17 protein-coding genes are annotated in these 13,684 nt (G+C 59.3%); 7 read left to right on the top strand and 10 right to left on the bottom strand.

All coding sequences use genetic code 11. The features are described from left to right. Positions 1-12: 12 nt before the first annotated feature. Positions 13-525 carry a pantetheine-phosphate adenylyltransferase gene (gene coaD, locus LKR43_RS11385; protein ID WP_227684184.1) on the bottom strand — a complete coding sequence of 171 codons (513 nt, stop codon included), beginning with the start codon at positions 523-525 and terminating at the stop codon, positions 13-15. A gap of 75 nt (positions 526-600) precedes the next feature. After that, on the bottom strand, positions 601-1,188 hold the full coding sequence (gene rsmD / locus LKR43_RS11380) for a 16S rRNA (guanine(966)-N(2))-methyltransferase RsmD (protein ID WP_227684183.1): 588 nt from the start codon (positions 1,186-1,188) through the stop codon (positions 601-603). 61 nt (positions 1,189-1,249) lie between these two features. Here rsmD and ftsY point away from each other — a divergent pair, with 61 nt between their 5' ends. Beyond that, positions 1,250-2,542 carry a signal recognition particle-docking protein FtsY gene (gene ftsY, locus LKR43_RS11375; RefSeq protein WP_227684182.1) on the top strand — a complete coding sequence of 431 codons (1,293 nt, stop codon included), beginning with the start codon at positions 1,250-1,252 and terminating at the stop codon, positions 2,540-2,542. Positions 2,543-2,559: 17 nt separating this feature from the next. On the opposite strand, the gene LKR43_RS11370 is transcribed toward ftsY, so the two are convergent. From LKR43_RS11370 to LKR43_RS11345, 6 genes are all read right to left on the bottom strand, one after another. Further along, positions 2,560-3,555: an inorganic triphosphatase gene (locus LKR43_RS11370; protein WP_227684181.1), complete on the bottom strand. Its 996-nt coding sequence runs from the start codon at positions 3,553-3,555 to the stop codon at positions 2,560-2,562. A 103-nt stretch (positions 3,556-3,658) separates the two neighbouring features. Then, complete coding sequence (phnE, locus tag LKR43_RS11365; RefSeq protein WP_227684180.1) at positions 3,659-4,468, bottom strand: phosphonate ABC transporter, permease protein PhnE; 810 nt, start codon at positions 4,466-4,468, stop codon at positions 3,659-3,661. Further along, the gene (gene phnE, locus LKR43_RS11360) at positions 4,465-5,337 is read right to left on the bottom strand and encodes a phosphonate ABC transporter, permease protein PhnE (RefSeq protein ID WP_227684355.1); all 873 of its coding nucleotides are present in this window, start codon (positions 5,335-5,337) and stop codon (positions 4,465-4,467) included. The genes phnE (LKR43_RS11365) and phnE (LKR43_RS11360) overlap by 4 nt, the downstream gene beginning before the upstream one ends. Beyond that, positions 5,334-6,104 (bottom strand): phosphonate ABC transporter ATP-binding protein, encoded by a 771-nt coding sequence (phnC, locus tag LKR43_RS11355; RefSeq protein ID WP_227684179.1) that lies wholly within the window; start codon positions 6,102-6,104, stop codon positions 5,334-5,336. Before phnC ends, phnE (LKR43_RS11360) begins: the two co-directional genes overlap by 4 nt. Positions 6,105-6,109: 5 nt before the next feature. Continuing rightward, complete coding sequence (phnD, locus tag LKR43_RS11350; protein WP_370632112.1) at positions 6,110-7,042, bottom strand: phosphate/phosphite/phosphonate ABC transporter substrate-binding protein; 933 nt, start codon at positions 7,040-7,042, stop codon at positions 6,110-6,112. Between the two features lie 187 nt (positions 7,043-7,229). Then, positions 7,230-8,051 (bottom strand): IclR family transcriptional regulator, encoded by an 822-nt coding sequence (locus LKR43_RS11345; RefSeq protein WP_227684177.1) that lies wholly within the window; start codon positions 8,049-8,051, stop codon positions 7,230-7,232. A 129-nt stretch (positions 8,052-8,180) separates the two neighbouring features. Between LKR43_RS11345 and ribBA the strand changes: the two genes are divergently transcribed. From ribBA to LKR43_RS11315, 6 genes are read left to right on the top strand one after another with little or no spacing between them, the layout of a single operon-like run. Beyond that, positions 8,181-9,350, top strand: coding sequence for a bifunctional 3,4-dihydroxy-2-butanone-4-phosphate synthase/GTP cyclohydrolase II (gene ribBA / locus LKR43_RS11340; RefSeq protein ID WP_227684354.1), 1,170 nt, complete (start codon positions 8,181-8,183; stop codon positions 9,348-9,350). Positions 9,351-9,365: 15 nt separating this feature from the next. After that, positions 9,366-9,890, top strand: a complete 525-nt coding sequence (gene ribH, locus LKR43_RS11335) for a 6,7-dimethyl-8-ribityllumazine synthase (RefSeq protein ID WP_227684176.1) — start codon at positions 9,366-9,368, stop codon at positions 9,888-9,890. After that, positions 9,871-10,383 carry a transcription antitermination factor NusB gene (gene nusB, locus LKR43_RS11330; RefSeq protein ID WP_370632102.1) on the top strand — a complete coding sequence of 171 codons (513 nt, stop codon included), beginning with the start codon at positions 9,871-9,873 and terminating at the stop codon, positions 10,381-10,383. Before ribH ends, nusB begins: the two co-directional genes overlap by 20 nt. Positions 10,384-10,402: 19 nt before the next feature. Continuing rightward, on the top strand, positions 10,403-11,371 hold the full coding sequence (thiL, locus tag LKR43_RS11325) for a thiamine-phosphate kinase (RefSeq protein ID WP_227684174.1): 969 nt from the start codon (positions 10,403-10,405) through the stop codon (positions 11,369-11,371). A gap of 15 nt (positions 11,372-11,386) precedes the next feature. Further along, positions 11,387-11,908: a phosphatidylglycerophosphatase A gene (locus LKR43_RS11320; protein ID WP_227684173.1), complete on the top strand. Its 522-nt coding sequence runs from the start codon at positions 11,387-11,389 to the stop codon at positions 11,906-11,908. A gap of 1 nt (position 11,909) precedes the next feature. Next, a complete protein-coding gene (locus tag LKR43_RS11315; protein WP_227684172.1) occupies positions 11,910-12,416 on the top strand; it encodes a CinA family protein in 507 nt (168 codons plus the stop codon). Here LKR43_RS11315 and pyrF read toward each other — a convergent pair. Next, positions 12,400-13,215, bottom strand: a complete 816-nt coding sequence (gene pyrF, locus LKR43_RS11310) for an orotidine-5'-phosphate decarboxylase (RefSeq protein ID WP_227684171.1) — start codon at positions 13,213-13,215, stop codon at positions 12,400-12,402. The genes LKR43_RS11315 and pyrF overlap by 17 nt on opposite strands. Positions 13,216-13,294: 79 nt before the next feature. After that, positions 13,295-13,681, bottom strand: a complete 387-nt coding sequence (locus tag LKR43_RS11305) for a diacylglycerol kinase (protein WP_227684170.1) — start codon at positions 13,679-13,681, stop codon at positions 13,295-13,297. Between the last annotated feature and the right edge of the window lie 3 nt (positions 13,682-13,684).

Raw genomic sequence — 13,684 nt, 5'->3', positions numbered from 1 at the left:
GCTGCCGGGGTATTAACCCTGTTGGCGTTGTTCCGTCTGGTCGCGCCGGTTCTTGGCTTTGCTGTGCAGCCACCGCTCTACCGACGGGAACACAAATTTGCTGACGTCACCACCCAGTATGGCAATTTCACGCACGATGGTGCCTGAAATGAACTGGTATTGATCGGAAGGCGTCATGAACAGAGTCTCGACTTCGGGCAGAAGATGACGATTCATGCCCGCCATCTGGAATTCGTACTCGAAATCGGACACCGCCCGCAGGCCCCTGACTATGACTCGCCCATTCTGCTCGCGCACGAAGTCCTTGAGCAGACCGGCAAAGCTCTTGACTTCGACATTGGAGTAATGGCCCAACACTTCCTGGGCAATTTCAACACGCTCCTCGACACTGAAGAAAGGCTTTTTGGCCTGGCTGTGGGCGACACCGACCACAACGTGGTCAAACAGGCCGGCTGCGCGACGCACCAGATCTTCGTGTCCGCGGGTCAGGGGGTCGAATGTTCCGGGATAGACTGCAGTAATCATGCAAATTCCGAGTTTTGAAAAATTAAAAGGAGTGCCAGCAGTATTTGAGTTATTGGGCTGACTAAAAATAATGCATTATATTTCCGCATTATTGACTGTTTTTTGCGTTGCAGCAAATCTTAGCAGATGAAAGTGCACGTGTCCTGCCTTGCCTTGCCGCAGGATTTCGAAGCCGGCGGGAGGATCCACGGCGGCTTCGGCTTCAATATACAGCAAGCCGGCAGGCGTGAGAACCGCAGGCAGCAAGTTCCACAGGCGTTCCAGCCAGTCTTGGTCGAACGGGGGATCCACCATGATCAGATCGAAGGATTCCGGGCTCATGCGCTTCAGTGCCACCAGCGCGTCGCCTGCATGAATGCGGATGTGATGGGCCTTCAGGCGGTCCCGCAGGGTGCGCAGTGCGGACAGCGCGGCGGGGCTGGTTTCCACCATCTGCACATGGGCTACACCGCGCGAGGCCGCTTCAAAGCCAAGCGCACCGGTGCCGGCGAAAAGGTCAAGCACCCGCTTTTGTGCGAACTCGCCGTCCCAAAAGTAGTGCAGCCAGTTGAACAGGGTTTCGCGAACGCGGTCAGGCGTTGGGCGCAGTCCTTTGGAGTCAATGACAGGAATAGGTGTTTTGCGGTAATCACCGCCTACAATACGTACAACGTGTTTCTTCATGCAAGATCCGGAGTGTCGGAATTTTGTGTGGACCCATTCTATTTTGAATAGTGTAAATCGTATGTTCAGCTTTTTTAGAAAGAAAAATCAGAAGCCGGCGCAAGAGGCCGGACAACCGGCCGAGGAAGAGAAGCTTGGGCAGGATGCGGGGCAGGCCTCCGAAGCTCCGTCCGACAGTGCGCAGGCGGTTGCTGCACCGGTGGCCGATGAGCTTGTTTTGTCTGAACCCGAGCCCGTGGTGGAGCAGCAGCCGGAACCCGAGCCAGAGCCTGAAATCCAGCCGCAGCCTGAACCAGAACCGGAGCCAGAGGCTGAACCAGAGCCAGAGGCTGAACCAGAGGCTGAACCTGAGCCAGAGCCTGAGCCAGAGCCTGAGCCAGAGCCAGAGCCAGAGCCTGAGCCAGAGCCTGAGACGGTTGAGCCCGCCGCTGCGCCTGTCGAGAAGGGCTCCTGGCTGGCACGACTGAAAAAAGGTCTGGCGCGCACGGGACAAAGCCTGGGCGGCCTATTTGTTGGCGTAAAGGTCGATGAGTCGCTGTTTGAGGAACTCGAGACTGCGCTGATTATGGCGGATGCAGGTGTCGAAGCCACCGAGAAACTGCTTGCCGCTTTACGTGCCCGGGTGCGCAAAGAGCGTCTGGATGACGCGTCACAGGTCAAGGCGGCGCTACGCGATATTCTGGCCGATCACCTGGCACCACTGGAAAAACAGTTTCCTCTGGGCAAGACAGCCCCGCTGGTGGTCATGATCGCCGGTGTTAATGGCGCAGGAAAGACCACGTCCATAGGCAAGCTGGCCAATCACTTCCAGGCCCAGGGCGCCAAGGTGTTGCTGGCTGCGGGGGATACCTTCCGTGCCGCTGCGCGTGAGCAATTGGTGGAATGGGGAGCACGCAACAATGTAGCGGTCATCGCGCAGGACGGCGGTGATCCGGCTGCAGTTGCGTTCGATGCAGTCAACGCAGGGCGCGCCCGTGAGGCCGGTGTCGTCATGATCGATACGGCCGGTCGTTTGCCGACGCAGCTGCATCTGATGGAGGAGCTCAAGAAGATTAAAAGAGTCATCGGTAAGGCTGACGCCGCGGCACCGCACGAGGTGCTGCTGGTGATAGACGGCAATACCGGACAGAATGCCATCGCTCAGATACGTGCTTTCGACGCCGCCCTGGACCTGACGGGACTGGTGGTTACCAAGCTTGACGGTACGGCCAAGGGCGGGACGCTGGCAGCAGTGGCGGCCGGCAGCCAGGGCGTGCGCCCTGTGCCCGTTTATTGGATAGGCGTAGGCGAAAGCCTGAATGATTTGCAGCCTTTCGTGGCCAAGGAGTTTGCGTCCGCCTTGCTCGGAGATTAGCCCTGGGTTCGGCCCGCCTAAGCGAGGGCTGCCTGCTCCACCAGATGCTGCAGTATCCCCAGCAGGCAGCCCTGGAATGGCACACTGGCAGCCAATGCCTGGGTGGCTTGCGGATCGGTCGCCCCCGATAAAGCCTCAAGCCTGGCATCGAGCCCCATTGGATCGATGTCTGTGTGGGCCAAGCAGAGCGACCAGGATGATTGCAGGCGCTGCATGCCTGCGTGCATCTGGCGTGCGTATTCGGCGCCCAGAGCGCTCTGCCCGTCTGTGTGTTCTGCAGCCAGGGGCATGGCATTGCGCACAATCTGATTCAGGCAGTCGTTGGCGTATTCCAGATAAGCCTGGCGCAGTGTCATGTCGGCGCGCAGGACCATTGCCTTGGGTTCCCGTGGAGGAAAGGGCGGCACAGAGCGGTCTGTGGGATTTCCCTGGTGGACGATATTGGCCAGGTGCCCGCCCCGTTCTGCCTTGCTGCGAAAATCCAGCACCAGCCCGTAGCGTTCCAGCCAATGCCGGCCCAGCTCGAAAAGATGAGCGATGCTGCAGCCCATTTGCTCGAGTTCCAGTTCGCATACCTCTATCGTTGCCTGGCCTGAGCGGATGCAGCCCTGGTCATAGGCAAACTCGACCGCACCTCCTCCGCCTTCGTGGCGCAGCACCAGCCGGGTAATATCGGTTTCATAGCGCATCAGCAGCGTTTGGCCCAGGTCGGCAAAGATGGACTGCAGTGCGGTGTCGCGGTACAGCGAGATATCGAGCACGGGCTCGGCGCGCGGGTGGTTGATTTCAGTGCGGCTCAGCTCGTCCGGTCCGGGTGCCTTCACGGTTTGCACCCACTGTTCGCCTTCCAGGCGCAGGCGCAGGGCAACTCCGGCGCGGGCGAGTGCCTGATCCGGGGTATCGAAGTAACGGGCACGCAAGACTAGCGGTTGCGCACCGGCCTGGCGCAGCTCGGCCTCAAGCGCCTGCCGGGCGGCGGGCGGGACAAAAAATTTCAGTTCTCGTTCGAGCATCGGTAACCCCGGAAAGGTAATGGTCAAATATTACCTTTTTGCCCGGGATACCGCTTTCACAGTGCAGCATGGCGCGGGCCACTGCTGCACTGTTTTTTGCTGATCAGAGCAGCGTCTTGCGGGCGCGAGTGATGACGACCTCGGCCACGATGACAATGGCAAAGATAAGCAGCAGGATAAGGGAGACCTTGTCCCATTGGAAAAGATCCATGGCGCTGTTCAGGGCCATGCCTATACCGCCTGCGCCAACCAGGCCGAGCACTGCCGATTCGCGTACGTTGATGTCCCAGCGCAGCAGCACTATGGACCAAAACGCAGGGCGTATCTGCGGCCAGTAGCCGTAGGCGATGATGGACCCTTTGCTGGCCCCGGTGGCAGTCAGGGCTTCGATAGGCCCGCGATGGGCATCTTCTATGGCTTCGCCCAGCAGCTTGCCTATGAAGCCTATGGACCGGAAGGCAATGGCAATCGTGCCCGCCAGTGGCCCGGGGCCGAATATGGCAATGAACAGCAACGCCCAGACCAGCGAGTTGATGGATCGGCTGGACACCAGGATGAAGCGCGCAACGAAGTTGACGGCCCGGTTGGGTGTCAGGTTATTGGCAACAGCGAGCCCCACCGGAACGGCCAGAATGACCGCCAGGATGGTGCCCATGGTGGCCATGTGCAGCGTTTCTATCAAGGCCTTCTGGATGGACCCGGGGAAGCTGCGCCACGATACCGGCCACATCCGCTGAAGCAGATCGCCCATTTGCGCGGGCGCATCGTAGAGGAACTCCGGTATGACGTCGATGCTGCGCAGGGACTGGACGATTGCGAGCACAAAAAGCAGGTACAGCGCGAAGCGCAGCAGACGCTGGCCTGGCGTGTAGCGTACCCAGGTGCCGGGAAAAGATTGCAGGTTGGTGCTCATGCATCCTCCTCGAGGGAGTGTGATGCGCGTGCAGGGCCCTGTGCCTTCTTCGCGAAAATCGATCCCAGTGATACGTTGTCGAGCAAGATGGCGCGTACGACGCCAGCCAGCAGTTCGCCTACCATGATGATGGCGATGATGGTGGCCAGTATGGTGCAGACGAAATCGTAGTCGAAGCGCTGGAAGGCCGAGAACAGTGTGCCGCCAATACCGCCGGCGCCCACGATGCCGACCATGGTGGAGTTACGCAGGTTCGAGTCCATCTGGTAGGTGGAAAACCCGACGAAACGGGCAAACACCTGAGGCAACACCGCGAAAATGATGACGTTGATAAACGATGCACCAGTGGCGCGAACGGCCTCTACTTGCTTGAGTGAAATTTCTTCTATGGACTCGGTGAACAGCTTGCCGATGAAACCAATGGAGGCCACTGTAAGTGCAAGCACGCCGGCCAGCGCACCAAAGCCCACGGCCTTCACGAAGATGATGGCCACAATGACCGGGTGCAGCGCACGGCACAAGGACACCACCGCTCGTGCCGGCCAGGTTGCCCATACCGGCATCAGGTTACGTGCACCCAGCAGGCTGAGCGGCAGCGACAGAATGATTCCAAGGGTGGTGGACAGTACCGCGATTTCCAGACTTTCGGCTATGCCCTTCCATAAGACATCGAGGCGATCGACGCTGGGCGGGAACATGCGTGCCAGGAATTTTGCGCCGTGGCCCAGACCAGCCTCGAAGCGGTCCCAGGAGAACCCGAGTTGCGTGGCAGCGAAAACGGTGTAGAGCACGATAAGCAAAATGCCCCATTTGACCTTCGGTGACAGCGCAAATGGTTTCACTTGTGGCCCGGATACAGGTGCAACTATTGGAGCCACGACTCGCCCCCATAGATTTCCTTGAGTACCTCGGTGCTCAGGCCATCGGCCTGGCCATCGTAGACAACGTGGCCGCCCGACATGCCAACGATGCGCGAGGCATAGCGTTTGGCCAGCTCGACGTCGTGAATGTTGACGATGACGGGGATACCGAACGCCTTGCCCTGGTCGATGAGCAGCTCCATGATCTCGACCGAGGTTTTCGGGTCGAGCGATGAAGTAGGTTCATCGGCCAGCAGCAGCTGAGGGCGTTGCATAAGCGCACGGGCAATGCCCACACGCTGACGCTGTCCACCGGACAGTGCGTCGGCACGTTGATTGGCGAAACCGCCCAGACCGACGGTTTCGAGCAGGCTGTGTGCGTACTGGATGTCTTCGGGTTCGAAGCGCCGCCGCCAGGCATTCATGGGCGAGGTATAGCCCAGACGGCCTGTGAGCAGGTTCTCCATGACGGTCAGGCGCTCGACCAGGTTGTATTCCTGGAACACCATGCCTATGCGCCGGCGGGCCTGCCGCAAGGCGGCACCCCTGACCTTGGCCAGATCGATGCGTTTGCCGTTTTCCTCGAGGATGATGGATCCGGCAGAGGGATCAATGAGCCGGTTTATGCAACGCAGCAGCGTGCTTTTGCCGGTCCCTGACGGGCCGATGATGGCCGTCAGGCCCTCACCGGTGATGTCAAGGTTGATGTTTTTGAGTACCGGCTGGTTGGCACGGTACTCTTTGACCAAACTGTTGATGCTAAGTGATGCCCCCATGTTGATTAGTTCTTCTTGCTTGCTTTGTCGTAGGCTGAACGGGTGAAGCTTTCGCCACCGGCTTTGGCAACGTCACGAACAATGGCCCAGTCTTTTTTGTAGGTGACAGGGTAGAAGCGATCGGCGCCGTCAAAGGCTTCCTGCATTTCAGCAGGGAAGCGGTAGTCGTAGAAGCACTTGAGCATTTGGTCGCGGAACTTGGGCTCAAGGTCGTAGGCATAGGCGAACGACGACGTGGGGAATTTTTCGCTGGTGTACAGAATGCGGAAGTCGTCGGCATCGACCTGGCCGCGTTCGGCCATGCGGTTGAATACGTCGGAGGCCACGGCGGCTGCGTCGTAGTCGCCGGAGTTCACGCCCATGACGGACTGGTCATGTTTGCCCGAATACAGGAATTCATAGTCTTTGCCCGGTACCAGGCCTTCTGCGGGGAACAGGGCAATAGGTGCCATATTGCCCGAGTTGGAAGAGGGCGAAGTGTGGGCAACCTTCTTGCCTTTCAGATCGGCCAGGCTTTTGAATGGGCTGTCTTTCTTGACGATAAGGATGAGGTTGTAGCCCTGGAAGCCGTTTGCATCCCCTTTGACGGCGAACGGTACGGCACCTGCCAGGTTAACGGCGAAGTTGGTGGGGCCGGTGGAGAAACCACCCACGTGCAGCCGGTTCGAGCGCATGGCTTCGATTTCGGCGGCATTGCTTTGCACCTGATAGAAGACCACTTTGCGGTCGACGCACTCAGACAAGTATTTGGTGAAAGGCGAGAAGATCTCGGCATAAACGGCCGGGTCTTCGACGGGGGTATAGGTAAATACCACGGTTGAAGGCGTTTTGAGCTGGGCTGGATCGGTGGGTGTATCGGCGACCAGGTCGTTGTTCGCATCGCAGTACATGGTGTCGAGATCGCCACGGTTCGGGCAGTTATCTTGAGCGTAGGCCATTTGGGTGGAGCCGAAAATGGCAAATATTGCGCCTGCGACCAGCGCGGTTGAATGCTTCATGGTTATCTCCGGAATGCGACTTAAATGCGCGTGAAGGGGCTGTTTATACACCAATCATATGTGTATATGACAAGTAGTAATATTGTCATTATTCTTGATGGCGTGAGTTTGCTTTTTGTAGTAGTGGCTAAACTCGTGTGTCGAGGGTGTATCCCAGCTGTCTGGATATCTCGGCAGCGCATTGCTTGAGCGCCGCGGCAATAGGCCCGTGCGGCGAAGCATCGAACAGTGTGCTTGGCCCCAGGCTGGTCAGTGCCAGCGCGATGTTGCCCGAGTGATCGAATACCGGCACAGACAGGGCGTCGATGCCGGGCAGGGGGTTGCCCAGCGCAACGGCCAATCCCGCTTGCCTGAGTTCTTCCACCATCTTGCGCAGTGCGGCGGCATTTGGTTGTGCCGGTGTGTTGCTGGTCACCACCGCCAGGTCGCCCAGTTCGCGCTTGATGTAGTGCTGGGCGACCTGGGGCGGCAGCCATGCCACAAAGACACGCCCGGTGGCCGTGTTCAACATAGACATCACCGTGCCGTTGCGCATGTTCACATGAACGGGGTAGCTGGCTTGCGAGATATGTATCATGGTTGGACCATGCGATCCCAGTACGGCAATCGCCAGGGTATGCCCGATTTTTCCGGCCAGCTGATTTACATGGGGCAGGGCCAGGCGGACCGGGTCGAGGCGCTGCAGGCTGACCAATCCCATTTGCAGCGCAAAAGGTCCCAGTTCGTATTGGCCGGTGACGCTGTCCTGCTTGACCAGGCCGACCCGCACGAAGCTGACCAGATAAGGATGAGCCTTGGCCGATGTCATGCCTGCGCGGCTGGCCAGATCCCGCAGATTCAGCGGCAGGCCTGCGTCGACCAAGGCTGCGAGCAGCGGAAAACCGGTTTCTACCGATTGAATGCTGCGTCGTCCGTCGTTGGCAGAGGCCGGTGTGGTGTTTTCAGACATAGTAAATCTTGACCTTGCATGGGCTTTCAGCGCGATATTACCCGGCTTTGCGGGTGCGGGTTGACCGGCGGCGGCCATTTCATGCTTTCAGGCGTTAAAATGGGCAAACTTTCAATAGGGCCAACAAACATGAGCAACACCCGCGATGCGGATCTGGATGCAGCGGCGTCCTCCGGTATCTCTCCCGTACCTGAAATTGTCGCCGAGCTGCGTGCCGGGCGCATGGTCATCCTGGTCGACGAAGAAGACCGTGAAAACGAAGGCGACCTGGTCATGGCTGCCGAGCACGTCACGCCCGAGGCCATCAATTTCATGGTTACGCATGCACGCGGCCTGGTCTGCCTGACCCTTACTGAAGAGCGTTGCACCCAGCTCGAGCTGCCCCTGATGGCCAGCCGCAATGGCACACGTTTCGGCACCAACTTCACAATGTCCATCGAGGCTGCCGAAGGCGTCGATACCGGTATTTCTGCAGCCGATCGCGCCCGCACCATACAGGTGGCGGTGGCGCGCGACACCACGCCTGCCGATCTGGTACAGCCTGGCCACATATTTCCGCTGCAGGCGGTGCGCGGTGGCGTGCTGGTTCGCGCCGGGCACACCGAGGCAGGCTGCGACCTTACAGCGCTGGCCGGCCTGACCCCTGCCGCAGCCATCTGCGAAATTCTGAAACCCGACGGTACCATGGCCAGGCTGCCTGATCTGAAAGTGTTCGCGCGTGAACACGGCCTGAAAATCGGTACCATCGCCGACCTGATCCAGTATCGCAGCGAACATGAATCCATGGTCGAGCGGATTGCCGCCCGCCAGGTCCAGACCCCCTGGGGTGAGTTCCAGGCCGTGGCCTATCGTGATCTGGCTTCTGGTGCATTGCACCTGGCACTGGTGCATGGTCATATCACACCTGAAGCCGAAGCCCTGGTCAGGGTTCACGAACCCACCAGCATGCTTGATGTCCTGTTCCAGGATGCCACCACGCACAGCTGGAGCGTGGCCGACGCCCTCAAGGCCATAGTGGCCTCGCCGGCAGGCGTGCTTATTATGCTTAATTGCCAGAGCTCGCCCGAAATGCTCTTTGGGCAGTTCGAGGCCTGGGCTCAACCTTTGTCCGAACAGGCACCGGCATCCGACCGCGAAAGCCGCTACGGCCTGCGTACTTACGGTATAGGCGCACAAATCATGCGCGACCTGAATGTGGGCAAGGCCCGTCTTTTGGCCAAACCCAGAAAAATGCCCAGCATGGCAGGTTTTTCCTTAACGATAACGGGTTACGATAGCGAACCCCCTTCCACACCCTAACAGGAATTATTGACTATGAACCCTTATACCTTGTCTCCCGATCTGAACGGGGAAGGCTTGCATATTGGTATCGTGCGGGCTCGTTTCAATGAAGAGATTGGTCAGGCCGAGCTGGAGTCCTGCCTGGCCGAGCTGGCCGAGCTGGGCGTAGATGAACGCGACGTCATGGTGGTCACCGTGCCGGGCGCCCTTGAAATGGGCGTCACGTTGGCACAAATGGCAGAAACCTTTGAATTCGATGCCCTGATCGCACTGGGTGCCGTTATTCGTGGTGAAACCTACCATTTCGAAATCGTCAGCAATGAAAGCGCCGCGGCGATCAGTCGTGTCGCCCTGGAAACCGGTATTCCGGTTGCCAATGGCGTTCTCACCACCGAGAACGAAGAGCAGGCCGAGGTGCGCGCCGAGGAAAAAGGCCGTGATTGCGCACGTGCTGCCGTAGAAATGGCGAACCTGGTTGCAGCGCTTGAGCCCGAGTACGACGAAGACGACGACGATGACGACTTCGACGACGAGGATGATGAAGACGACGAGGACTAAGATTTTGACAACAAGTAGAACTCAGGGGGCGGGCGCCCGCAGCAATGCACGTAGCGCGCGCCGCCGTGCGCGCGAATTTGCCTTGCAGGGCGTTTACGCCTGGCTGGTACGTGGCGATGCCGGGTTGCAGGATGCCGGCGAAATCGATGCCCATATCCGTGACGACGAAGAATTCAGCGATGCCGATGCAACGTGGTTCAAGACCTTGCTGCATGGCGCGCTGCGCGAAGCCCCTGCGTTGCGCGAACGCTTCATGCCTTACGTAGATCGTCCGCTCGAAGAGCTTTCGCCCATCGAGCACGGTATTTTGCTGATAGGCAGCTTTGAACTCATCCATCACCTCGAGGTCCCCTACAAGGTTGCCATCAACGAAGCGGTCGAACTGGCCAAATCATTCGGTGGCACTGACGGCTTCAAGTTCGTCAATGGCGTGCTCGATAAAATGGCCGCCGATGTCCGGCCCCAAGAGGTCCAGGCTGCTGTTCGGCGTTAGCCGGCACCTGGTTGCATAAGTGTCCGCCGGCCCCAAAGAGTTCGATCTCATTGCCCGTTATTTCACACGCCCGGCGCCATCGGGCTTCCTGGGCGTGGGTGATGACTGTGCTCTTTTTGCTGTGGCGGCCGGCCATCATCTGGCCACAAGCACCGACCTTCTGATTGAGGGCCGGCACTTTTTCTCCGATGTCGATCCCAGGGCATTGGGTCACAAGGCGCTGGCCGTCAATGTTTCAGATCTGGCCGCCATGGGCGCGCAACCCCTGGGCTGTCTGCTTAGCCTGTCACTGCCTGATGTGAACGAAACCTGGTTGCAGGCCTTCTCTGAAGGGTTTTATGCATTGGCCGAGCGTGCCGGCTGTCCCTTGATAGGTGGTGACACCACGCGCAGCACCAGCGGCATAATCATCAACGTGACGGTCATGGGGCAGGTCAGGCCCGGGCAGGCCCTGCTGCGTTCAGCGGCCCAGGTAGATGACGATATCTGGGTAACGGGCAATCTGGGCGCTGCCGATATTGCCCTGCGTTTGCTGCAAGGGCGGCTGCCCGCCAATGAGCGCCTGCTGGCGGCAACGCGCAGCGCGCTGGAATGGCCTGAACCTCCGTGGACCTTTGGTCAGACCCTGGCAGGCGTCGCACATGCCGCGCTCGATATTTCCGACGGCCTGGCACAGGATCTGGGGCATATACTCAAGGCCAGCTCTTGTGGTGCCATACTGGATTACAGCACGCTCCCCTTGCATCCTGCGCTGCAGGGGCTTGATCCCCGACTGGTACAGGAAGCCGCTTTGGCTGGCGGAGACGTGTATCAGCTATGCTTCACCGCTGCGCAAGACCAAAGAGCTCGTATACAGGAGCTGGCTGATCAGGCAAAATGTGCTGTTGCCCGGATAGGCAGCATCGTGGCCGAGCCAGGTTTGCGTGTGTCGGGCCCAGGCGCAAGCCTGATTCGGCCGCATACCGCCGGCTTTGACCATTTTTCGTGACTATACGCGCGCCCCATGCCTCCCATAGACCCCGCTTTGAACAACGACACCGCGCAGCAACCTACGCCGTCGTGGGTGTTCAAGTCTGTGCCCAGAATCATTGCCTTTGGGCTGGGCAGTGGGCTGATCAGGCCCGCGCCGGGCACCTGGGGCACCCTGATGGGCTGGCTGCTGTGGGTACTGGTGGTGGGGCGCCTGTCCGATGCCACCATTGCCGTCGTGATCGTGGCCGGTTTTTTGCTGGGATGCTGGGCCTGCCAGCGCACCGGCACCGAACTGGGGCGTCCCGACGATGGCGGCATGGTCTGGGACGAAATAATAGCCTTCTGGCTGGTGTTGTGGCTGACGCCTGCAGGGTGGGGCGCGCAGCTGCTTGCGTTTGTTATTTTCCGTTGTTTCGACATCATCAAACCACCGCCCATACATTTCTTTGACGGCCGATTCAAGAATGGTTTCGGCGTCATGTGGGACGACATCCTGGCGGCGGCATACAGCCTGCTGCTGATCGCCGTTCTGGTCAGACTCGAGGTGCTTTAGCATGAACCATGATGCCTTAGCGGTATACGCGCCCAACCTGGGGCGACTGCTGATTGAACGCGGCTGGATGTTCGCCTGCGCCGAGTCGTGCACCGGAGGGCTGCTGGCAGCGGCCATGACGGATACGCCAGGATCCAGTGCTTGGTTCGATCGGGGTTTCGTCACGTACAGCAATCAGGCAAAGATCGAGCAGCTGCGCGTCAGCGAAGACACACTCGAGCGTTTTGGTGCGGTCAGCGAAGAAACTGCCATGGAGATGGCGGCAGGCGTGCTGGCCGCCTCCAGCCTGGCTCAACTGGCCATTTCCACCACCGGCATCGCCGGGCCTGGGGGCGGTACACCAGGCAAGCCGGTTGGCATGGTCTGTTTTGGTTTTGGTCAGCGCGCAGGCCAGGGTGTGGTAACGCGTGCAGTGACCAAGATCTTTGAAGGCGATCGCACGCAAATTCGTAATGCGTCAGTGGAATTCGCCCTGAAGACCGCCCTGGAGATTATCTCGCCGCGTTGATGGCGTCGCGCGTGGCGCGTGCCGCCTCGGCTGCCGCTTCGCGCCAGTTGTCACCGCCGCTGGCGTACAGGATCGCACGCGAGGAATTGATCATCATGCCGGTGCCCTGGCTGTCACGGCCCGCCATCACGGTGGCCGGAATATCGCCACCTTGCGCACCAATGCCGGGAATCAGCAAAGGCATGTCGCCAACGCGTGAACGTACCTTGGCAATTTCTTCGGGGAAGGTGGCACCCACTACCAGAGCGCACTGACCGTTGGTATTCCACTTTTCGGCTGCCAGCGAAGCAACGTGCAGATACAGGGGCGTGCCGTCGGCAGACTCGATGAACTGCAGGTCGGATCCGCCCTGGTTCGAGGTACGGCACAAGATAATGACCCCTTTGCTTTTCCACGACAGGTAGGGCTCAAGCGTATCAAACCCCATATAAGGGCTAACGGTTACGGCATCTGCCTGGTAGCGTTCGAACGCTTCGCGGGCATACTGTTCAGCTGTCGATCCGATATCGCCGCGCTTGGCGTCGAGCACAATGGGCAGGCCAGGATGGTTTTCCAGGATATGGCTGCACAATGCTTCCAGCTGATCTTCGGCACGCTGGGCCGAAAAATAGGCGATTTGCGGTTTGATGGCACAGGCATACGGCGCGGTCATATCGATGATGGCGCGGCAGAACTCAAAAATCGCATCGGGCCGACCCTGCAATTCGGCGGGAAAGCGTTGCGGGTCGGGATCCAGGCCCACAGTAAGCATGGAGTTGGACGTTGCCCAGGACTTCTGGAGTTTTTGAGTGAAGATCATCGGTTACTCGGTAAATGGGTGCGTATCGGACCAGGCCGTAATTATAGATGCCAGGGCGGTCTGCCTTGCGTGAGGCCTGTCAGGCCAGATGCGAAACGATCACGCTCAGCCAGATTACCGTGCCAAAGAGTATAGACAGCATGACAGCTGCGCTGCCCAGATCCTTGGCGCGACCTATCAGAGGATGCTTTTCCAGCGTAATGGTATCGGCCAGCGCCTCCAGGCCGGAGTTCAGCAGCTCGATGACCAGCACGAAAACCAGTGTGCCCAGCAGCATCAGGACCTCGCCCAGGCCGCGGCCCAACCAGATGGCCACCGGTGCCAGCACCGCTACCAGCATCAGCTCCTGACGGAAGGCCGCTTCGTGCCGGAAGGCGGCGGCCAAGCCTTGTGCCGAGTAGCGCAGGGCGTTGAACAAACGGCGAAATCCGCCTTTGCTTTTATAGGGGGAGTCATGCGGAGTCATGCG

Source organism: Pusillimonas sp. MFBS29, assembly GCF_020687695.1.
Taxonomy (GTDB): domain Bacteria; phylum Pseudomonadota; class Gammaproteobacteria; order Burkholderiales; family Burkholderiaceae_B; genus Pusillimonas_C.
This window is presented reverse-complemented; position numbering and strand designations above follow the sequence as displayed.